This window comes from Acidaminococcales bacterium (assembly GCA_031290885.1).
Taxonomy (GTDB): Bacteria; Bacillota; Negativicutes; order Acidaminococcales; family JAISLQ01; genus JAISLQ01.
In genome coordinates this window covers 20,478-40,590 of the sequence record JAISLQ010000006.1, presented here as the reverse complement: position 1 = coordinate 40,590, position 20,113 = coordinate 20,478, and the positions used below count along the sequence as shown (strand labels likewise).

18 protein-coding genes are annotated in these 20,113 nt (G+C 55.7%); 17 read left to right on the top strand and 1 reads right to left on the bottom strand.

From position 1 onward, the window contains the following. Positions 1-2 precede the first annotated feature (2 nt). The 5 genes from gatC to LBO03_00770 all read left to right on the top strand — a co-directional run bounded on the left by gatC (position 3) and on the right by LBO03_00770 (position 4,848). On the top strand, positions 3-302 hold the full coding sequence (gene gatC, locus LBO03_00790; GenBank protein ID MDR3348137.1) for an Asp-tRNA(Asn)/Glu-tRNA(Gln) amidotransferase subunit GatC: 300 nt from the start codon (positions 3-5) through the stop codon (positions 300-302). Continuing rightward, positions 303-1,772, top strand: a complete 1,470-nt coding sequence (gene gatA / locus LBO03_00785) for an Asp-tRNA(Asn)/Glu-tRNA(Gln) amidotransferase subunit GatA (GenBank protein ID MDR3348136.1) — start codon at positions 303-305, stop codon at positions 1,770-1,772. Continuing rightward, positions 1,769-3,208 carry an Asp-tRNA(Asn)/Glu-tRNA(Gln) amidotransferase subunit GatB gene (gene gatB / locus LBO03_00780; protein ID MDR3348135.1) on the top strand — a complete coding sequence of 480 codons (1,440 nt, stop codon included), beginning with the start codon at positions 1,769-1,771 and terminating at the stop codon, positions 3,206-3,208. The genes gatA and gatB overlap by 4 nt, the downstream gene beginning before the upstream one ends. Before the next feature lie 406 nt (positions 3,209-3,614). Next, entirely contained in the window at positions 3,615-4,175 is a 561-nt protein-coding gene (locus LBO03_00775) for a methyltransferase domain-containing protein (GenBank protein ID MDR3348134.1), read from the top strand. A gap of 4 nt (positions 4,176-4,179) precedes the next feature. Further along, positions 4,180-4,848, top strand: coding sequence for a DUF3298 and DUF4163 domain-containing protein (locus LBO03_00770; GenBank protein MDR3348133.1), 669 nt, complete (start codon positions 4,180-4,182; stop codon positions 4,846-4,848). Between the two features lie 97 nt (positions 4,849-4,945). Here LBO03_00770 and LBO03_00765 read toward each other — a convergent pair whose 3' ends face one another. Then, a complete protein-coding gene (locus LBO03_00765; GenBank protein ID MDR3348132.1) occupies positions 4,946-5,338 on the bottom strand; it encodes a pyridoxamine 5'-phosphate oxidase family protein in 393 nt (130 codons plus the stop codon). Between the two features lie 94 nt (positions 5,339-5,432). On the opposite strand from LBO03_00765, the gene LBO03_00760 reads away from it, so the two are divergent. The 12 genes from LBO03_00760 to LBO03_00705 all read left to right on the top strand — a co-directional run bounded on the left by LBO03_00760 (position 5,433) and on the right by LBO03_00705 (position 19,897). After that, on the top strand, positions 5,433-5,876 hold the full coding sequence (locus tag LBO03_00760) for a helix-turn-helix transcriptional regulator (GenBank protein ID MDR3348131.1): 444 nt from the start codon (positions 5,433-5,435) through the stop codon (positions 5,874-5,876). 60 nt (positions 5,877-5,936) lie between these two features. Continuing rightward, entirely contained in the window at positions 5,937-7,634 is a 1,698-nt protein-coding gene (locus tag LBO03_00755; protein ID MDR3348130.1) for a carbon starvation protein A, read from the top strand. 108 nt (positions 7,635-7,742) lie between these two features. Then, positions 7,743-8,345: a rubrerythrin family protein gene (locus LBO03_00750; protein MDR3348129.1), complete on the top strand. Its 603-nt coding sequence runs from the start codon at positions 7,743-7,745 to the stop codon at positions 8,343-8,345. A 148-nt stretch (positions 8,346-8,493) separates the two neighbouring features. Continuing rightward, on the top strand, positions 8,494-9,021 hold the full coding sequence (locus LBO03_00745) for an ECF transporter S component (protein ID MDR3348128.1): 528 nt from the start codon (positions 8,494-8,496) through the stop codon (positions 9,019-9,021). Between the two features lie 593 nt (positions 9,022-9,614). Further along, positions 9,615-10,520 carry a glycyl-radical enzyme activating protein gene (locus LBO03_00740; GenBank protein ID MDR3348127.1) on the top strand — a complete coding sequence of 302 codons (906 nt, stop codon included), beginning with the start codon at positions 9,615-9,617 and terminating at the stop codon, positions 10,518-10,520. A 119-nt stretch (positions 10,521-10,639) separates the two neighbouring features. Then, entirely contained in the window at positions 10,640-13,078 is a 2,439-nt protein-coding gene (locus LBO03_00735) for a hypothetical protein (GenBank protein MDR3348126.1), read from the top strand. A gap of 376 nt (positions 13,079-13,454) precedes the next feature. Next, on the top strand, positions 13,455-14,726 hold the full coding sequence (locus tag LBO03_00730; GenBank protein ID MDR3348125.1) for an MFS transporter: 1,272 nt from the start codon (positions 13,455-13,457) through the stop codon (positions 14,724-14,726). A gap of 245 nt (positions 14,727-14,971) precedes the next feature. Continuing rightward, a complete protein-coding gene (locus tag LBO03_00725; GenBank protein ID MDR3348124.1) occupies positions 14,972-15,718 on the top strand; it encodes a ChbG/HpnK family deacetylase in 747 nt (248 codons plus the stop codon). A 14-nt stretch (positions 15,719-15,732) separates the two neighbouring features. Then, entirely contained in the window at positions 15,733-16,539 is an 807-nt protein-coding gene (locus LBO03_00720; GenBank protein ID MDR3348123.1) for a histidinol-phosphatase HisJ family protein, read from the top strand. Between the two features lie 14 nt (positions 16,540-16,553). Then, the gene (locus tag LBO03_00715) at positions 16,554-16,997 is read left to right on the top strand and encodes a C-GCAxxG-C-C family protein (GenBank protein MDR3348122.1); all 444 of its coding nucleotides are present in this window, start codon (positions 16,554-16,556) and stop codon (positions 16,995-16,997) included. A 42-nt stretch (positions 16,998-17,039) separates the two neighbouring features. After that, on the top strand, positions 17,040-18,707 hold the full coding sequence (locus LBO03_00710; protein ID MDR3348121.1) for an FAD-dependent oxidoreductase: 1,668 nt from the start codon (positions 17,040-17,042) through the stop codon (positions 18,705-18,707). Then, positions 18,704-19,897, top strand: coding sequence for a hypothetical protein (locus LBO03_00705; protein MDR3348120.1), 1,194 nt, complete (start codon positions 18,704-18,706; stop codon positions 19,895-19,897). Before LBO03_00710 ends, LBO03_00705 begins: the two co-directional genes overlap by 4 nt. The last annotated feature ends 216 nt before the right edge of the window (positions 19,898-20,113 follow it).

The following is a 20,113-nucleotide window of genomic DNA, read 5'->3' as shown; positions in this document are numbered from 1 at the left end:
CCATGAAGGTAAGCGCGCAGGAAGTTCAGTACATAGCCAGATTGGCCAGGCTGGAGATACCGGAGGAAAATTTGGAGCTTTTTGTCCGGCAGTTCAATGACATTCTCGGCTACGCCGGCATGCTCGGCAAACTTGACACGGAAAACGTGGAGCCGACCGCGCAGGTGCTGCCCTACGGCAATGTCATGCGCGAGGACGTCGCGGGGACGCCCCTGACGCAGGAGGAGGCATTGGCCAACGCGCCCGAGCGCTTTCGCGGCGGCTATCTGGTAGCGCGCGTCATGGAAGGGGGCGGCGCCTGAATGTCTCTTTGCAACCTTCCCGCCCATGAACTGGGCAAAAAGTTAAGGGCGAAAGAGGTCAGTTCGGTTGAACTGACCAAGGAATTTTTGAATCGGATAGCTGAGGTGGAACCAAAAATCGGGGCGTTCGTTACTTTGTGCGAACAGGCGGCGCTGGAAACCGCCGCCCTGGTTGACGCGAAAATCGCCCGGGGAGAGACGATAGCCCCCTTGGCGGGCATTCCGGGCGCGATCAAAGATATTTTGTGCATAAAAGGCGTAAAAACCACCTGTTCGTCGCGCATCCTCGACAACTTCATCGCGCCCTACGACGCGACGGTCATCGCAAAACTCAAACAAAACGACGCCGTATTTATCGGCAAGGCAAATATGGACGAATTCGCCATGGGTTCGACCACCGAAACTTCTTATTTTAAAAAGACGAGAAACCCTTGGGCGCCCGACTGCACGCCGGGCGGCTCTTCCGGCGGCTCGGCGGCCGGCGTGGCGGCCGGGGAAGCCGCCTGGTCGCTGGGCAGCGACACCGGCGGCTCCATCCGCCAGCCGGCGGCTTTTACCGGCACAGTCGGCTTGAAACCCACTTACGGGCGCGTTTCGCGTTACGGCTGCGTAGCTTTCGCTTCCTCGCTCGATCAGGTCGGCCCCATTGCCCGCGACGTTACCGACTGCGCGTTGGTGCTCAACGCGATCAGCGGGCATTGCGAACATGATTCCACCAGCTACAATTTGGCGGCGCCGGATTTCACCAAGGCGCTGCATCCTGACATAAAAGGCGTGAAAATCGGCGTGCCCAAAGAGTATTTCGGCGAAGGGCTGGACAAAGCGGTAGAGGAAAAAGTGCGCGGCGCCATCAGGCACTTATCGGAACTGGGCGCGGAAATAGTGGACGTGTCGCTGCCGCACACCGAATACGCGGTGGCGACTTATTATATCATCGCCCCCGCCGAAGCGTCGGCGAACCTGGCGCGCTTTGACGGGGTAAAATACGGCTACCGCGCCCCCGGCTGCCGGAACTTGATCGAAATGACGGTCAAGACCCGCACGCAGGGCTTCGGCAACGAGGTCAAGCGCCGGATCATGCTCGGCACTTATGTCCTAAGCTCAGGTTATTACGACGCTTATTACAATAAGGCGATGAAAGTGCGCACCCTCATCATTGAAGACTTCAAGAAAGTATTCGGCAAGGTGGACGTTTTGGCCTGCCCCACCGCGCCGACCACCGCCTTGCCCCTCGGCGCCATGCTTGATCCGCTTTCCATCTACATGCTGGACGTTTATACCATACCGGTCAATATGGCGGGGCTGCCGGGCATTTCGATCCCCTGCGGGTTTTCCGGCGGCAAGCCGGTGGGTCTGCAGCTCATCGGACGGGCGCTTGATGAAATGAGCGTGCTGCGGGCCGCCTATACTTACGAGCAGAGCGCCGGTTTTCATAAAATGGCCGCGCCGATCGGAGGTGCGTCAGCATGAAATACGAAACAATAATAGGTTTGGAAACGCATGTGGAACTTAAAACCGCCACCAAATGCTTTTGTTCCTGTCCGGCTGAATTCGGCGGCGAACCCAATACCCATACCTGCCCTACCTGTACCGGCATGCCGGGCGCTTTGCCCGTCCTGAACAAAAAGGTGGTGGAGTTTGCCATAAAGACCGGGCTGGCGCTTAATTGCGAAATACAAAGATACAACCGGTTTGACCGCAAAAATTATTTTTATCCTGATCTGCCCAAAGGCTACCAGATTTCCCAGCTTTTTTTGCCGATCTGCCGCGGCGGTTACGTGGACATAGAGGTGGACGGCACAGTAAAGCGCATCGGCATAACCCGCATCCACATCGAGGAAGACGCGGGCAAATTAGTGCACTCCGGCGCGTCCATCAGCGATTCGGATTTTTCGGTGGTCGATTACAACCGCTCCAGCGTACCGCTTATCGAGATAGTATCGGAGCCGGATCTGCGCTCGCCGCAGGAAGCCCGCGTTTTCATGGAAAAACTGCGTTCCATCCTCGAATATATCGGCGTTTCCGACTGCAAAATGCAGGAGGGGAGCCTGCGCTGCGATGCCAATGTATCCATAAGGCCGCCGGAACAAAAAGAATTTGGCGCAAGAAGCGAAATCAAAAACCTCAATTCCTTCCGCTCCGTACAGCGCGGCATAGAATACGAGGAGGCGCGCCAGGCCGCCGTGCTGGACGAAGGCGGCAGGGTAGTCCAGGAGACCCGTACCTGGGACGAGGAAAGAGGCGTTACTCATTCCATGCGCTCTAAAGAAGAAGCGCATGATTACCGATATTTCCCTGACCCGGATTTGGTTCCTTTCGTGGCGGAAGCGGAGTGGGTGGCGAAAATCGCCGAAACCATGCCGGAGCTGCCGGACGCGCGCAAAGAACGCCTGACCGGGCGGCTCGGGCTTTCCGCCTACGACGCTTCCGGCGTCATTGCCCGGCTGGCCACGGCCGATTATTTTGACGAAGCGATGAAACATACCGGCGACGCCAAATCCGTTGCCAACTGGATACTAGGCGACATTTCCGCCTGGCTGAACGGCAACAACCTGGAAATGCGGGATTTTCCCATCCCGGCTGAAAATGTCGCCGCCATGATCAATCTCGTCAACAAAGGCGTGCTTTCAAGCAAACTGGCCAAAACGGTGTTTGAGGAAATGCTCAAAAGCGGCAAGGCGCCCGCGGAAATCGTCCGGGAAAAAGGGCTGGAGCAAATAAGCGATGCCGGAGCTTTGGCCCTGGCGGTGGAAAAAATCATAACGGCCAACCCCAAATCGGCCGAGGACTACAAAGCCGGCAAGGACAAGGCGCTGGGCTTTCTGGTCGGCCAAGTGATGAAAGAGACCAAAGGCCGCGCCAATCCGGAAATGATCAACAAACTGCTCCGGGAAAAATTAAGTTAGCATCCGCCGCCGCGAAAAAACCAAGGCAGTCGCAAAGGATGGATATATGCGCTTGCCCATCGCCATTGATTTCAAGGCCGGCAGCAGCGAGCGTGCCGGCCTTGAAAGATGAATTGCGTTGCCGCGCGGGACGCGGCAAGTTCAGCCTATCGGAGAACCCGCGCCTTAAGCTTGCTTTCCTTGGGGAGCGCGCTGCCGGGCAGGAAGACAAGGCGCGGACAGTTCTTGACAATCTAAGGCTTGCCGTTCGCGGCGGCCATTGGGCCGATAGGCCGTTTCAAGCGCGACAGGGGCGACAGCCGGCGGGCAAGCTTTGATCATAAAATAATTTGACAAAATATTATAAAGAAATTATGCTATGTATAGCGTTTTTTTAATAATTTCAGGGATAGGAGACGCCGCTTTTATGGAATCCGAACGAATAGAGTTTCTTCGCAGGTTCATGACGCAGCCGCGCAAGATTGGCAGCATTACCCCCAGTTCGTCTTTTTTGACGCGCAAAATGATGGGCGGACTGCCGTGGGAGGACATGCGGACGGTAGTGGAATTGGGCGCGGGCACAGGAGTTTTCACCCGTTACATCGCCGAGCGGCGCGTCGCCGAATGTAACGTCGTCGTATTTGAGCAAAGTGCCGAAATGCGAAAGTCCCTGCAAGCGCGTTATCCGTGTTTTTGTTACGCGGCAAAAGCGGAAACTCTTGGCAGCACTTTGCGGAGGTTGGATCTTCCCAAGGCCGACTGCATCATTTCCGGCCTGCCTTTCTCCATATTCGCGGAAAGTCTGCGCAGCCGCATAATGGAGAACGTTTACGACAACTTGGCGGACGGCGGCATATTCGTGGCCTTTCAATACTCGCCGTTTCTATATAAAATGCTCAAACGTTACTTCCCCAGCGTAAAAACTGATTTCGTATTGATGAATTTGCCCCCGGCCTTCGTTTATCTTTGCCGGAAACAGGAGGAATAAAAAAATGAAAAAGTTGTTGTCCGCGCTGACATGCGCCTTGCTGATAAACTGCGCGGCCGCCGAAGCCCGGCCGGACATCGTGCCTAGGGCGCTGAAAAAATCAGGCGAAGTGGAAGCCGTCGTCCCCGTGGTCAAAGACAGGGAACACTCGGAAGCGGCGGCCAAAATAAGTGAAATTTTAGCGAAAGCAGTAGAAAGCAGATTGGCGGAATACGAAGTTTTGGCCGCCGCGGACGCAAAAAACCGCAGCCGGTACTCCTTTCACGCTTCTTACAAAGTAAAATATAACGACAACGCTTTGCTCAGCATCGCCCTGCGCGGATATGAATACACGGGCGGCGCGCACGGCATCAGCTGGCAGGAATCGGTAACCGCTGATTTGGAAACAGGCAAGGTGTTCCAATTGGGCGATCTGTTCCAAAGCGGTTCCGGCTATCAGAAGATAATAGACGAACGCATCGCGCAGGAAATAAACCGGCGCGCCGAATGGCGGGGCAGCGTGCGCTTCCCGGGCGTGAGCGCCGATACGGGCTTTTATCTTACCGAAGAGGCGCTGGTCATATATTATCAGCCTTACGAGATAGCGGCGTATGTGTTCGGCCTGCCAACGTTTGTGCTTGACAGATATGAATTGAACGATCTTTTGGTTGACGAGGTGCGGTCCAAAATATAAGCGGCATGGAGGATTCCTGTGGCAAAACCGCAGCGCGGCGCCCGACAAAACGGCCCGGGTGCCGCAGGAAGCGGCAACCGGGCCGTTGGCGGTTTTTTCAAATTTGCCGCGTTTTTTTGCTTCCGTCAGCTCCAAGCGTAGTTGCCGTGGCATCCTCTACGGCGAAGATTTCAAATATCTTGTCGTCCACGGCATATTTGGCTTTTAACGCCGGCATGACTTCCAGCGCCTTCTGTTTGCTCGCGGCGCTGGTAACGAAAACCGCTTTCCCCGTGACGCGCAGGACGTCCCTGCCGACAGTCGCGCAAATCTCCACTAACGGGCTGTCTTTCATCTGTTTGTACATATCTTTTTGGTTGCTGGTGCAAAAGCAAAGTTTGCCCCCATACTCCATAAAAAATCCCAAGGGACGTACCCTCGGTTGCTTCCCTTCCGCTGTCGCCAAAAAGAAAACCTTGCTTTCAGCCAAAAATTTCAATACTTCCTGCATTTTTGCCACCTCTTTTGTTTTGTTTTGTTTTGCCAAGCCCTTTTATGGTATAATTGTATTATAAAGAAAATATTTTGCAAGTACGCAGTATTTAATGACAAGGTATGCTAAACAATACTTTAGCAAAGATGGCGGCGAGCCAAGCACGCAGCGGGAGGTGGTCGGCCTGGACGGAAATGGCGGGGAGTTCGCGCTTTGCCCTTTGCGCCATGCTTTGAGCATAATCGGCGGCAAATGGAAATTGCCGATAATATGCTTTTTGTCCTCAAGGACGCCTGCCCGCTACAGCGCGATCAAACGGAACATACCGGGCATAACCAATATGATGCTGTCGCAGTCGCTGAAAGAATTGGAAAATTTCGGCATAGTCCTTCGCAAGCAGTACAACCAAATACCGCCCCGGGTGGAGTACGCCCTGACCGCGGACGGCGAGAGTTTGTTGCCGGCTTTGGAGCTTTTGGCCAAATGGGGCTTTGCCCAACTTTATAAAAATACTGCCGGTTCCAATGCTTGCGAAACTTGCCGCAGAGAAAATTAACCGCGCCGCGAAGGCGGCGGGCGCAACTGATTGTTGACTATATTTTCAGGAGGATAAAGCATGAATGGCATTTTGATGATGGCAATTTCAATTGCCGTATTGGGGGCGGCGTATCTTTTTTACGGCCGCTGGCTCGCCAACAAATGGGGGATTGACCCGGCGGCGAAAACGCCGGCCTATGCATATCAAGACGGCGTGGACTACGTACCGGCCGACAGGCATGTGGTATTCGGGCATCAGTTCGCCTCCATCGCCGGCGCCGGCCCCATCAACGGCCCCATACAGGCCGCGGTTTTCGGCTGGCTGCCCGTATTAATCTGGATTTTGCTCGGCGGCGTGTTTTTTGGCGCGGTACAGGATTTTTCCGCTATGTACGCGTCCGTGCGCAACAAAGGCCGTACCATTGGCTATGTTATTGAAGAATATATCGGCCGCCTGGGCAAAAAACTTTTTCTTATCTTCTGCTGGCTTTTCTGCATACTGGTGATCGCCGCGTTCGCGGACGTGGTGGCCGGTACCTTCAACGGCTTTTATGTTTCGCCGAAAGGCGCCAGTACGCAAATTCCCGCCAACGGCGCGGTAGCGACTACCTCCATGTTGTTCATCGTGGAAGCGGTCGTTTTGGGTTTTGTCTTGCGCTTCGGCCGGCTGGGGAAATGGCTGAACACGGCGGCCGCGCTGATATTGTTAGTCGCGGCGATCGCCTTCGGGCTGAATTTCCCGATCTTTGTCTCGCGAGACATTTGGCACATTATTGTGTTCACTTATATTTTTGTCGCATCGGTCGTGCCGATCTGGGCCTTGCTGCAGCCCCGGGACTATCTGAACAGTTATCTCCTGGTGGCCATGATCGCCGCCGCCGTAGTAGGCGTTTTTGTCTCAAACCCTTCCATAAACCTGCCGGCTTTCACCGGGTTTGACATAGACGGGCAATCGCTGTTTCCCATGATGTTCGTTACAATCGCGTGCGGGGCGGTTTCCGGGTTTCACTCTCTGGTATCCTCCGGTACGGCGTCCAAACAAATCAAAAGCGAAAATGACATGCTGCCGATTTCCTTTGGCGCCATGCTGATGGAAAGCCTGCTCGCCGTTATCGCCCTGATCGCCGTAGCTTCCTTCGCTGCCGGCGCCGCCGCCAAGCAAGGTCTTGTAACGCCGCCGCAGGTATTCGCCGGCGGCATCGCCAATTTCCTCACGACGCTGGGGCTTCCGTCCGACATCGTTTTTACGTTGATAAATCTTTCGGTTTCCGCTTTCGCCATGACCTCGCTGGACTCGGTCGCCCGCGTGGGGCGCCTGTCCTTCCAGGAATTTTTTCAGGCGTCGGCGGATGAACAGCCGGGGGCGGCGCATAAATTCTTCATGGACAAGTACGTCGCGACCATTTTGACACTCCTGGTCGCTTATCTATTGTCCAAGGCGGGCTATTCGGCCATCTGGCCGCTGTTTGGCTCTTCCAACCAGCTATTGTCGGCCTTGTCGCTTATCGCCTGCGCCGTGTTTCTCAAAAGGACGAGGCGCGCCCATTTTATGATGGTCATACCCATTTTCTTCATGATCGCGGTTACCTTCTCCGCGCTCTGCATCAAAGTATATCAGTTGTCGTCCGGGTTGGCCGGCGGCCTCAGCAAAAACATGTTCAACGATGGCTTGCAGTTGGTAATGGCCGTGCTGGTGCTTTTGCTGGGCGTGTGCATCGCGGCGCAGGGGGTAAAAGCGTTGTTCGGGCAGCGCGGCGCAAAAGGCGGCGCGCAGTGATAGGATAGACGCCAAGGGGAAATTGCGGCAGCTCTTGCGGCAATGCGCCATCAAATCGCCGGGGCGGGCGCGATATATTTTAAAACCAAATCGACAGGGGGAATTTTTATGGGCAAAAGTTTGGTAGGGACAAAAACTCTGGAAAACCTCATGAAAGCGTTTGCCGGCGAATGTCAGGCCAGCACGCGGTACGCTTACTATTCTTCGGTGGCGCGCAAAGCCGGGTACGTGCAAATCGCCAACATTTTTGAGGAAACGTCCGGCAACGAGAAAGAACATGCCAAGAAATTCATGAAATGGGCGCTGGAGTACACCAAGGGCGAAAACCCGCGCATGGTAGACATAAGCGCCGCTTATCCCTTGGCTTATTCCGCTTTGGACACTTTATCCAACCTGAAAGCGGCGGCCGACGGGGAACACGAGGAATGGACGGAACTTTACGCCGCCTTTGCCAAAACCGCCAAGGAAGAAGGCTTCCCCGACATCGCCGTTACCTTCACGGAAATATCCGAAGTGGAAGAACGCCACGAAAAGCGTTACCGCAAACTTGCCGAAAACATAGAAAAAGCAATTGTATTCAAAAGGGACGAAACAGTGGAATGGAAATGCAACAACTGCGGCTACATCCACCGCGGCAAATCCGCGCCGGAGTCCTGCCCGGCCTGCGCCCACCCGCAGGGCTATTTTGAGCTTTTTGTCGCGACCTATTGAAAACGCCCGCTAAAAACAACGCGGGTACCGCGCAGTCGATGAGTTTTCAACCGATTTGGGAAAGAACTTAACAAATACTCGACAGGCGGAAAAAAGCGCTGCGATATCGCTGCGAATCGAAGCCGCGTACAGAGGGAGGGACTCGCCATTGGACAGGAATCACTCAGCCGTTGCCGGGCTTTGCGCCGACGCGATGCTCATCGCGCTGACTCTCGCGGGGACAATGTTCATAAATATACGTCTGCCTGTTTCCGTTAACGGCGGACTGATTCATATGGGCAATGTACCGCTCGTAATCGCGGCGATAGTGTTCGGCGCTCGCAGCGGGGCGATTGCCGGCGCGGTGGGAATGGGCCTGTTCGACGTACTGGGCGGTTGGGCGGCTTGGGCGCCCGGAACTGTTGTAATTCGCGGACTTATGGGCTTTACAATCGGCAAAATTGCGGCACGGCGCGGCGGCGGGAACTTCGCGCTTAACTTGCTCGCCGTTACGCTGGGCGGCGCGCTGATGGTCGCGGGGTACTACCTCTACGAAGCGTTGCTGTACGGCAATTGGGCGACTCCGGTTACCTCGGTGCCGGGAAACTTGGCGCAGTTGATTCCGGCCTATGCGCTTGGAATCCCGCTGGCTATGTTGCTGAACAGGACGCCGTTGTCCGCGCTCTTTCGCGGATAGGCGCGGCGGCGCGGACCATGCGGCGCCATTTTTCGGAGGGCATTCTTTCGGGAATATTTGGGGGCTGCGCACGCTCGTTGTCATGGGAACCGGTCCTTTCGCCGGGACGTTCATGGGCGCTTGGGTTAAGGTCAACGTCGGGCCTCATGTCCCGGCGTTTTGTTTCGTCTGAGCGCATATATTGACTCGGTGGCCTTTGCTTGACTGCGGCCGCGGAAACTGAGGGCGAGCGGCAACCCGCTGCGGCGGCATCGCCCGGCCAAGGGCAAGGCAGTCGGGGCTTGCCGATGATGGCGTTTGCTTTCTGCCGTTTCGTTGTAACCACAATGTAGCTTCCCTTAAACTGGACAGGCCGCCAAGGTTGTATTGGCATACAACCTTGGCGGCCGCAAATACGACCGGCAATAAACGCTTGACGGATATATCGGCTGCCGATTTGTTGGTATCATAAGAAAATAAGGGATTGTGCCGGATAAAGACATATACCGCCGTTATGCGCGAAGCTTTTGGACGCCGGAAGGCGCGCGGCTTGATATAACGGGGGGCTTTCTAAAAAGAAAAGCGACAAATAGTTAGGGGTGTTGATGATGAGTATGGAGATTGTCAAGGGGCTAAGCGGCTATGTATTCAATATCCAACGTTTTTCCACGCATGACGGGCCCGGGATTCGCACGACGGTCTTTTTGAAGGGATGCCACCTGCGTTGCTTTTGGTGCCAGAACCCCGAGTCCCAGGACATGATGCCTGTCCTTATGGTCAGGAAGCAGCAATGCGTTTTGTGCGGCCGCTGCGTTCAATCCTGCCCGCAAAGGGCCAGCAATATCATCGATGGGAGAATGCTTGTCAACCGTTCGCGCTGCAAGGCCTGCGGGGTTTGCACTTCGGCCTGCCTGTCCGGCCTTCGCAACGTGCAGGGCAAGCTGATGACGGTCGGCGAGGTTATGGAAACGGTCCTTAAAGATTATGCGATTTATTTAAATTCCGGCGGCGGCATGACGATTTCGGGCGGGGCCATCGAACTGCAGGCGGATTTTGCGGCCGCGCTTTTAAAACGCGCGCAGGAGGAAGGCGTGCATACTTGCGTTGAAATGGCGGGGGCTTATCCTTGGCCGACCATTAAGAAGATTGCCGACCATTGCGACTATATTCTCTATGACCTCAAGCACATGGACAGCGAAAAGCACAAAGAAGGCGTTGGCGCGCCCAATGAGCATGTTTTGGAAAACGCCAGGCGCCTGGTCGCGGAGAAGAAAGAAATATTGTTCAGGACGCCGCTTATTCCCGGTTACAACGATAGCTATGAAAGCGTCAGCGCCATTGCCAGTTTCGTGCGAAACGAACTGGGCCTTTGCCCTGCTGATCATATAGAGCTTCTTCCTTATAACAACCTGGGCGAGGAAAAGTATGGGCGCATGGATTTCAAAGGAGAACATCCAGCGTACAAGCGCCAGTCAGATGAATATCTGGCAAAGCTTGAGGAAATTATCAGGGCGAGCTAAGTTGCTCCTATGAGATCGCGCTTTAAATACTATTTTAAGAGAGGGGGAATCAATGATTACAGAAAGTAAAGATGGTCGCCCCGAAGCTTCAAGAGCAAAGAAATAAGGAGATGGTATTAATGGCGAAAGTAAAGTACAACAAGTACGAAGGAAAGAGCAGGGGAAATGTTATCTGGGACCGGCTGAACCCCTTGCGCTACACACAGAATATGTCCATGGCGCGCGCCCAGCTGTTGGTAGACGGCTATAAAGAATTTGACGGCTATTCTTTCTTTCACAAGCGCGGCCTGACCGTACAGAAAATTCTGCGGGAGATCCCGATTTACATCGATGACGACCAGCTTTTGGTCGGCGACTACAGCGCGCGGCCGATGGGCCCTGAGTGGTTCCCGGATCTGGCGGCTTTGTGGATGGAAGAGTACATTCAAAAGTACGGTTGGGAAGGCAACAAAGGCAAATTCTTCGGTTTCGACAACGAGGCGCACGCACAGCAGGCCCTGGATATCTGCGAATATTTCCGCAACACCGGCGGCAAGGAAATGTGGCAGAAGTATCAAGGCCCCGAAGAAGCCGAATACGAACATAAAATCGGCGAGGCCGGCGCTTGGGTCATCAATACCGTTTCGGAAATGTTCGCGGAAAAAGCTTGGAATTGTCCGGACATTGGTTTCACCCTCATGAACAAGGGCGCCCGCGGCCTGATCGCCGAAATCGACGAGCAGCTGGAAAAACTGCAAATTACCTCCCTTGGGGACTTTTATAAGGAGCAGTTCTGGAAAGGCTTGAAATGCATGCTGCAAGGCGGCATAGACTACGCGCACCGTTACGCCGACTTAGCATCTGAAAAGGCCGCTGTTGAGAAAGACCCGACCCGCAAGGCTGAACTTGAAGAAATCGCCCGCGTTTGCCGGCGCGTTCCGGAATATCCGGCGGAAACCTTCCAGGAAGCTCTGCAGTCCTTCCAGTTCGGCGTGCTGATGATATTTTACGATACCCGCACCTATGGCATGGGTTTTGGCCGCGTCGACCAATTCCTGTATCCGACGTTCAAGAAAGACATCGAGAGAGGCTACATTGACCAGGAGTACGCCCTTCAGCTGCTGGAGTGCTTCCGCGTCAAGACCATGGGCAAGCGCCAGTTCTGGCCGGATGTCATGACCCCGAACCTAAGTTCCGAGTCGCACTTTCACAATACGGTGCTCGCAGGGGTAGACCCCAAGACCGGCAGGGACGCCGTAAACGAGCTGTCCTTCCTCTGGCTGGAGGCCGCCGTGCGCGTCAAAACCACGCATCCTACGCTTTCCGTGCGCTGGCATCCCCGCATCAACAAAAAATTCATGGATCGCTGCCTGGAAGTCGTTGCCATGGGCATGGGCTTTCCCGCTTTCTTCAACGACTTGTCGACCACCAATTACTTGCTCGCGCGCGGCTACACCTTGGAAGAAGCGCGCAGCTACGCCTTCGGCGGCTGCACGCTGCACACGGTGCCCGGAAAGACCGGCCCCATTTGGCCTTTGGTCATGAACAAGGCCAAGATGCTGGAAATGGCTCTCTTAAACGGCTGGGATCGCAAATATAACGAGCAACTAGGCCCGGCCACCGGCGAATTCACCAAGATGCAGACTTACGAAGAATTCTTCCAAGCCTATTGCAAACAGCTGGACTATTGGGCGGATGTCGGAACCACCAGCGGCCGCCGCTGCAAGATTCAGCATACCGAGTCCTTCCCGGACATCATGATGTCGGCTTTTGTCCACTCCTGCATCAAGAAGGGCAAGGTAGCCAGCGTAGGCGGCGCGGAACATGAAGACAACAGCATGTACATTGTGCCTGTCGGCGTCCAGGATGTCGCCAATGCCCTGTATGTCCTCAAATACCATATCTTCGTCGACAATCCGATCTGCAGCAAACAAACTCTGCTTGATGCCATGGCGGCGGACTGGGTGGGCTATGAAGAACTGCACGCCAAGATTTTGGCCCTTCCGAAGTTCGGCAATGACATAGAAGAAGTTGATGCGCTGGCGGATGAAGTATACTCGACCTTGAGGGAAATCTGGCATTCCAAGCCCACTACCTACGGCAGCCATTACGAAGTTTCGCCGCACTCCATAGGGTTTCATGGCGGGACCGGGGCCAAGTTGGGCGCCATGCCCTGCGGCCGCAAGGCTTGGGTCTCCATGGCCGACGGCGCCGTTTCCCCGACGCAGGGGACCGACGTCAACGGCCCGACCGCCGTCATCAATTCGGCCAACCGCGTAGACCAAACCGACCTTTACGGCGCGCTGTTCAACATGCGCTTCACGCCGTCCTCCCTTGCCAACAAGAAAGGCCGCGACAACTTGGCGGCTCTGATTCGGACCTACTTTGGGGAAGGCTCGGGCAAGCACATCCAATTCAACGTCATCAGCACCGAGCAATTGCGCGCCGCCAAGAAGGAGCCGGAGAAACATAAGGATCTCATCGTGCGCGTTGCCGGTTACAGCGCTTACTGGACCGATCTTAGCGAAACGATCCAGAACGAGCTGATCGACCGTTCCGAAAACGAATGGGCCATTTAATTTAAAAGTGCGCAAAGTTGGCAGAAGGCTTGAAACATTAGCTGAAACAGCCAATATCTGACAACAAGGAAGGGCTGGGGCTGGCTGGCTATATTTGATGATTGCGCCTGTAGTCTCAGCCCCCTTTCTTTGCCTTTGTTTACAGCAAATTAATTTCAAAACCGGCTGCGCCGGAACAGGCGCGAGCGGCATCCGGGGGCGCCGCGCTGTTTGGCAAAATGGCGGAAGCGGCGCGTTTCCCGTCCGCAAAAAACGCGCTGCCCGCATTTTGCGCATAGCAAAGCGGGGCTATGTTGCCGCCATGTTTTGCCGGCATATTTCAGCAAACACTTAAATTGCGTGCTACTATTTATCGCGGTAAGGAGGGATCTTGCTAATGATTAACAGTGAAGCGCACAAAAAATCAAGTGGCAACATGGTCGTATTTGCCGCTTGGTTGGCAGTGTTCTGCCTGTTCGGATATCGGTCTTCCTTCTCTTTGCTCCTGCGCCCGTTGGCAAGCGGCATGGGCTGGACTGTTGGACAGACTTCCATGGGCTATTCTTTGATGATGGTTATTTACGGCGTTACCGCATACTTCAGCGGAATGATTGTGGACAAATGGGGCACCAGGCAAGCTTTTGCCATTGGTTCCGTTTTTGCCGCGCTCGGATTTTTTCTGTGCAGCTTTGCCGACAGCTACGCTACCTATCTGCTCACCTATTCGTTGTTTGCCGGAATAGGGACAGGCATGCTGTGGGTATCGTCCACCGCTTCCGTGCGCAAATGGTTCATTGGCCGTTACTATGGCAAAAGCTGGGGCATGGCCTTCATGGGCGCGCCCATGGCGCAGCTTCTGCTTAGCCTGGTGCTCAATCAGCTGCTGCTTACCATGGACTGGCGCGAAGCCATGAGAATCTTGGCCGCCATCGTATTTGTATTGTTGGCCATGGCGGCTTTTTTTGCGCGAAAGAACCCCGATCACTACGGCTATGAGCCTTACGGCCTGGTTGCGCCGGTCGCCGGCGCGGCGGCCCCTCCCCCCTGGGACGTTAAGACCGCTTTTAAAACTTGGCCCATCTGGGGCGCCGTCATTGCCTTCCTGGGCAGCATGATGGCTGAATTTTTGATCTGGACGCAATTGGTCAACTATTGGATTACCACGCACGGATTTTCCACCGCGACAGCGGGGACTCTGTACATCGCCATCGGCGTGTGCGGCCTCGTTACAATGCCCGGCACCGGCGTGGTCGCCGATAGCCTGGTCGGAAAGCTCGGTTCCGAAGGCAAAGCAAGGAAACTTATGGTCATTATCGCTCCCATATGCGGCATAATCGGTGTTTTGATCCTGCGCTTGAGCGGCGTGTCAATGGCCTACGGCATTATAGCCTGCGTATTCTTTGCTATCTACTGGGCAATTGAGCCGGGCGGCATCGCCGGATACGTGGGAACTATTTACGGCGGCAAAAATTTCGGCAAAATATGGGGCCTGGGCACATTGGTCGTTATGGGCATCGGCCCGGCGACGGGAAGTTTTTTGGGCGGATATTTCCTCGATGTGACGGGTTCTTATGACGCGTCCTTCTCCTTTGCCCTCTGGTCTTACGTGGCTTCCGCTTTGTTCGCCCTTACGCTGCCTATCAAGCAGGCTTTCCCTGGCGCCAAATGAGAAGGGGCTTGCGCCCGGATAGTCCATGCCATGCGAAAATTCATCTTCAAAGCTTAAATTCAAACGAATTAACGCAGCGGCAAGCGAGCGGCGGGCGCCCGGCAAGGGCGCGGTGAATTTGGGTCCGAGAGGGCCTGGCGGCCATTTCAGCTGTCAGGCCCTTTTTGCTTCTCACGCAAAAGCTTCGTTCAATGCCGCCGGATATGTTATAATAAAAAACAAGAACTTTTTAAGGCAGGGCGCCTATGCGCAACCTTATCGTAAACGCGGACGATTTTGCTTTGTCCATGGCCTGCAGCGCGGGAATAGTCGACGCTTTCAAACGGGGCGCCGTTACCAGCTCAAGCATGCTGGTAACGGGCGGTTTTCCGGCGCAAGCGGCCGCTTTGGCGAAAGAGGCCGAGATTCCGCTGGGGCTGCATCTTTGCCTTACCTACGGGCGCCCGGCGGCGCCGCCGGAAAAAATAAGGTCGCTGCTTGACGGGAAGGGCTTTTTTAAGGGCGCCGACCGGCTGCGGCGGGAGAAGCCGGCCGCAGGGGAAGTCGAAATCGAGTGGCGGGCGCAATTGGGGCGGCTGCTGTCTTTGGGCATCCGGCCCGACCATCTCGACAGCCATCACTTCATTCATGAGCGCTTGGGCGAGGAGATAGAGGACATAGCGATCGCGCTGGCCAGGGAGCTGAATGTGCCATTGAGGCGCACGGTGGCGGCAAGCGAAAACCGTTACAGGCAAATCCGCAGCCCGGACTTTTTTTTCGGCGGCTTCTACGGCGGGCAGGCCACGCTCGAACAGATCCTCGCGCTTTTGGCCGTCCCCTGGGAAGGCACGCTGGAATTGATGTGCCATCCCGGCAGGGCGGACGACGAGCTGGGCGGGATAAGTTCCTACAGCCTCGGCCGGCAAAACGAACTGGAGATCCTGCTCTCGCCGCGAATCCGTGCGGCCGCGCGCGCGCAGGGAATCAACCTTGTTTCCTTCGCCGCTTTATAACACGGGAGGGCATGATGTTCGACACGCATTTGCATACGACTTTTTCCTGCGATTCCCGCATGGATCACCGCCAGGCGCTAAGCGCCGCCCAAAAGCTGGGGATCGGCATAATCATCACGGAACACCTGGACTTGGATTATCCGGAAAACCCGGAAGAATTTGTCTTTGATTTCAATGAATATTTTGCCACGCTGAATCCTTTGCGCAAAGAAAGCGAGCTGCTGCTCGGCTTGGAACTGGGGCTTCGGGCCGAGTGCGCGGAGAAAAACAAGGAAATCATAAAAGGCTGGCCGTTTGACGAGATAATCGGTTCCATCCACGTGGTGGACGGGATCGACATTTACAGCCCCGCCTATACGCTAAACAACGAAAAAAAGGCGGTTTACGGGCGTTATCTCGCGGTCATGGCGGATTGCGTGCGTGATTTCGATGATTTCGACACGCTTGGGCATGTTGACTATATTTGCCGTTACGCGGCCTACAGCGACCGGAATTTATATATAGACGATTTTTACGCTGAGTGGTCGGCGGTCTGCGCCGAACTCCTAAAAAAAGAAAAAGTCCTGGAAATCAATACGCGCCGGTTCGACGACAAAACGGCCGTTGCTTGCCTGTTTGCGCTTTACCGCCGTTACCGCGAGTTGGGGGGCAAATATGTAACGATCGGTTCCGATGCCCATTGCGCCGAAAACGTCGGGCGCGGGATCGCCGCGGCTTGGGAAATGGCCGAAAGCATCGGGCTAAGGCCCGTATATTACAAAAACCGCAAAATGTTTTTTGACCGCAAGGAGCAAGGCGGCGCTTTGCGCCGCACAAAATAAGGGGGGAGACGAACATGGGGGCATTTGTGGAAAAAGCGGCGGCGCTGAGCGGGGAAAAATACAAAAAAGGCATCAATTGCGCCGAGGCGATCGTCGTTACTTTCGATGAGCTATGCAATCTGGGGATAGGGGAAAACGTAAGGCTTGCCAGTTGTTTCGGCGGAGGGATCGGACACGCCGGCGATCTGTGCGGCGCGCTCTCGGGCAGCGTCATGGTGCTGGGCGCCTTGGCCGGCCGCCCCCGCCCGCCGGAAGGGGAGAGGGCATCTATGTATGATTTGAGCAAAGGTTTTTACGAAAAATTTGCCGCCGCCAATAGCGCCGCCAACTGCGACACATTGCGCAAGTTTGATTTCGGCACGCGCGAACAGAATATCAACTGCCTGAAGCTGGTGGTTAAGACGGCGTCCCTTTTGGCGGAATATCTTGCGCAAAAAGGGCTGGCCGCCGAAAACTGATCGGGGCGGGCGTTATTTTGCGGCAAAGGATGTGTGCGTGTCGTGGCTAAATATCTCGTTGTAGGCGGCGTAGCCGCCGGCGCGGCGTTCGCGGCGAAAATGCGGCGGCTGGACGAAAACGCCGAAATTACCGTGTTCGAGCGCGGCCCTTACGTTTCTTACGCCAACTGCGGCCTGCCTTATTATATCGGCGGCTTGATCAAAGACGAGGACGAGCTTGTTTTGCACACGCCCGCCACTTTAAAAGGCCGCTTCAATGTTACGGTTTTGGTAAACACCGAAGTCGTCGCTATCAACCGAAAACAAAAGACCGTTACGGCCAAAAAATTGCCCGGCGGGGAGCTTTTGAATTATCCTTACGACAAACTCCTGCTGGCGCCCGGTTCTTATGCCGTGCGCCCCCCCATCGCCGGGGCGGGGCTTGCGGAGGTATTCATCCTCAAAGACGTTGAAGGCACGGCCGCGCTGAAAACATTCCTCAACACGCGAAAACCGGAGCGGGCGGCGGTAATCGGCGGCGGCTCTATCGGGCTGGAAGCGGCGGAGAACTTTTGCGCCTTGGGATTAAAAACGGCGCTCATAGAAGCGTCCGGCCAAGTCATGCCGGCTTTTGACCCGGAAATGGCGGCCATCCTGCAAAACCATATCAGGCAAAAAAAGGTTGATTTGCGCCTGAAAACGTTTCTTGCCGGAATTGAAAAAAAAGGCGGCGAACTCGTCCTGCGGTTAAGCGGGGAAAGGGGGGGCGAACTCAAAACCGATTTTGTCCTTTTGAGCATGGGAATTCGCCCGGAAACAGCCCTTGCCGAGGCGGCGGGGCTGAAAATAGGCAAGTCCGGCGGCATAAAAACCAACCGGTTCATGCAGACTTCCGACAAGGACATTTACGCGGCCGGCGACGCGGTGGAAAGCACGCACATGGCAACAGGCCGCCCGTTCATAGCCGCCCTGGCCGGAAACGCCGGCAAGCAGGCGCGCGTGGCGGCCGCGCATATCGCCGGGGAGAAAAAGCCCTTCGGCCGGGTATTGGCCTCGGCGGCCGTGAAGGTTTTTGATTTGACCGCCGCCGCCACGGGCGCCAATGAAAAAGATTTAAAGGCGGCCGGGGCAAATTATGACAAAGTATATCTGCATCCGGCCAGCCACGCCGCTTATTATCCCGGCGGGTCGCCGCTTTCGATCAAGCTGCTTTTTGCCGCCGGCAGCGGCAAAATACTGGGGGCGCAGGTCGTCGGCAAAAGCGGGGCGGACAAACGCGCCGATGTTTTCGCCGCCGCGCTCAAAAGCGCTCTGACCGTGCGCGGCCTTGGCGAGCTGGAATTGGCGTACGCCCCGCCTTACGCCTCTGCCCGGGATCCGGTCAATTACGCCGGCGACGTAGCGGCAAAAGTGCTGTCCGGCGAGCTAAGGCAAGCTTTCTGGCAGGACGCGCCGCCGGGCGGAGCGCGCTTTCTGCTTGACGTGCGCACGGCGGATGAGTGCGCCGGCGCCCCGATAAAGGGCGCGCTTAACATTCCCCTGCATGAATTGCGCGAACGGGCAGGCGAATTGCCCAAGGACAGGACCATATATGTTTTCTGCCATTCGGGCCTGCGCAGTTACATCGCCTGCCGCGCTTTGACGCAAAAAGGCTTTGACGCGGTAAACATGAGCGGCGGCTACATGAGTTGGCGCGCAATGGCTTTGGAGCAGGGGCTGATGGCAAAATGACGGAAAAGGACGTAATAGGCGAGTTCTCTTTGACCCGTGAACAGCTTCTTGATGAAGCCGGCCGCGTGGAGGCGGCGCTTTCCGCCGGCCTGCGGGGGGAGCCGTCGCCCTTTCTCTTTCTCCCGTCTTTTCTCGGCTTGCCCGGCGGCCGGGAGGAAGGGGATTTTTTCGCCCTGGATTTTGGCGGCAGCAATTTGCGCCTGGCGCATATAACTTTGCGGCGCGGCTTTATCACGCAAAACGCCGCCCGCAAATGGCCGCTCAAAGAACTGTCCGCCGCGGCCGGGCACGAAGTGGACGCGCTTTTTTTCGATATCGCCCGCAAGATAAGCGACTTTGCTGGGCAACAGGGCGGTTTTTTGGGGCATACTTTTTCCCATTCGACCGTCGTTTTCCCCGGTGCCCATGACGCCCGGGCGCACAATTGGACCAAGGAAATCTCTTTTGCGGGCGCCCAAAACATAAACGTGAACGGCCTGTTGCGCCAAAAGCTGCTTTTTATCGGCCGCGGCGACATTGTCCCCGCCGTCATTTTAAACGATGCGACGGCGGTTTTGCTGGCGTCCGCCTACCAGTCAGGCAAAAAAAACATTGTCGGCAGCGTTTGCGGCACCGGCCACAACAGTTGCTATTACGAACCCGACCGAAAGATGGCCATAAATCTGGAAACAGGCAATTTTTCCCCGGCTTGCCGCAACCGTTTCGACCAAGAGCTTGATCTTTCGAGTTCCCGGCCGGGCGGCCAGCTCATGGAAAAGATGACGGCCGGCGATTATCTGGCCAAACTGGCGTCCCTGGCTGCGCGGGCATTGGGCGTGGGCGTTCGTCTGGAAAGGGCCGTGGAACTGTCGGCAATCCTTGACGGCGCGCCGAACGCTTTGGCCGGCGTTGTCCGCGCTATCGTCAAAAGGGCGGCCGCGCTCACGGCCGCCGAATATTCCGGCATAAGCCTTTATCTTGCCCATAAAGGGGAGGCTTTGGAGGAAATTTTTATCGACGGTGCCATCTATAACGAAATGCCCTTGTTCCGGCAAGAGTTGAACGCCGCGCTCGCCAAGCTCGGCGCCAGACCGCCTGAAACCCTGTCCGGGCGCAACTCGTCGCTATTCGGGGCGGCCGTGGCCTGCGCCCTCGCGTCAGGATCCGATTTGCCCGCGACGAGCGGCGCGGACGAAGGGCCCCGTTTGTAAAATAATTCGGACTGTTTTGTCAAGGACTTTTTTCGGGGCCGGAGAAATTTTTTAGAAATTTCACTTTCTTTCTTGCTTTGTTTGTTCGCAGTATAATAAACTTTAGAATCGGAATGAGCGAGGAGACCAAAATGGATTTTGGCTGGACAACGCCAAAGCAAGCAGCCGAAAGGCGGGGCATAACCGACAGACGTGTGCAAGCTCCGTGCGCAAGCG

What these genes read in the sequence shown, in the direction of transcription:
- gatC (MDR3348137.1), top strand. Translation starts at nt 3, where the DNA reads ATGAAGGTAAGCGCGCAGGAAGTTCAGTACATAGCCAGATTGGCCAGG.
- gatA (MDR3348136.1), top strand. Translation starts at nt 303, where the DNA reads ATGTCTCTTTGCAACCTTCCCGCCCATGAACTGGGCAAAAAGTTAAGG.
- gatB (MDR3348135.1), top strand. Translation starts at nt 1,769, where the DNA reads ATGAAATACGAAACAATAATAGGTTTGGAAACGCATGTGGAACTTAAA.
- LBO03_00775 (MDR3348134.1), top strand. Translation starts at nt 3,615, where the DNA reads ATGGAATCCGAACGAATAGAGTTTCTTCGCAGGTTCATGACGCAGCCG.
- LBO03_00770 (MDR3348133.1), top strand. Translation starts at nt 4,180, where the DNA reads ATGAAAAAGTTGTTGTCCGCGCTGACATGCGCCTTGCTGATAAACTGC.
- LBO03_00765 (MDR3348132.1), bottom strand. Translation starts at nt 5,338, where the DNA reads ATGCAGGAAGTATTGAAATTTTTGGCTGAAAGCAAGGTTTTCTTTTTG.
- LBO03_00760 (MDR3348131.1), top strand. Translation starts at nt 5,433, where the DNA reads ATGACAAGGTATGCTAAACAATACTTTAGCAAAGATGGCGGCGAGCCA.
- LBO03_00755 (MDR3348130.1), top strand. Translation starts at nt 5,937, where the DNA reads ATGAATGGCATTTTGATGATGGCAATTTCAATTGCCGTATTGGGGGCG.
- LBO03_00750 (MDR3348129.1), top strand. Translation starts at nt 7,743, where the DNA reads ATGGGCAAAAGTTTGGTAGGGACAAAAACTCTGGAAAACCTCATGAAA.
- LBO03_00740 (MDR3348127.1), top strand. Translation starts at nt 9,615, where the DNA reads ATGGAGATTGTCAAGGGGCTAAGCGGCTATGTATTCAATATCCAACGT.
- LBO03_00735 (MDR3348126.1), top strand. Translation starts at nt 10,640, where the DNA reads ATGGCGAAAGTAAAGTACAACAAGTACGAAGGAAAGAGCAGGGGAAAT.
- LBO03_00730 (MDR3348125.1), top strand. Translation starts at nt 13,455, where the DNA reads ATGATTAACAGTGAAGCGCACAAAAAATCAAGTGGCAACATGGTCGTA.
- LBO03_00725 (MDR3348124.1), top strand. Translation starts at nt 14,972, where the DNA reads ATGCGCAACCTTATCGTAAACGCGGACGATTTTGCTTTGTCCATGGCC.
- LBO03_00720 (MDR3348123.1), top strand. Translation starts at nt 15,733, where the DNA reads ATGTTCGACACGCATTTGCATACGACTTTTTCCTGCGATTCCCGCATG.
- LBO03_00715 (MDR3348122.1), top strand. Translation starts at nt 16,554, where the DNA reads ATGGGGGCATTTGTGGAAAAAGCGGCGGCGCTGAGCGGGGAAAAATAC.
- LBO03_00705 (MDR3348120.1), top strand. Translation starts at nt 18,704, where the DNA reads ATGACGGAAAAGGACGTAATAGGCGAGTTCTCTTTGACCCGTGAACAG.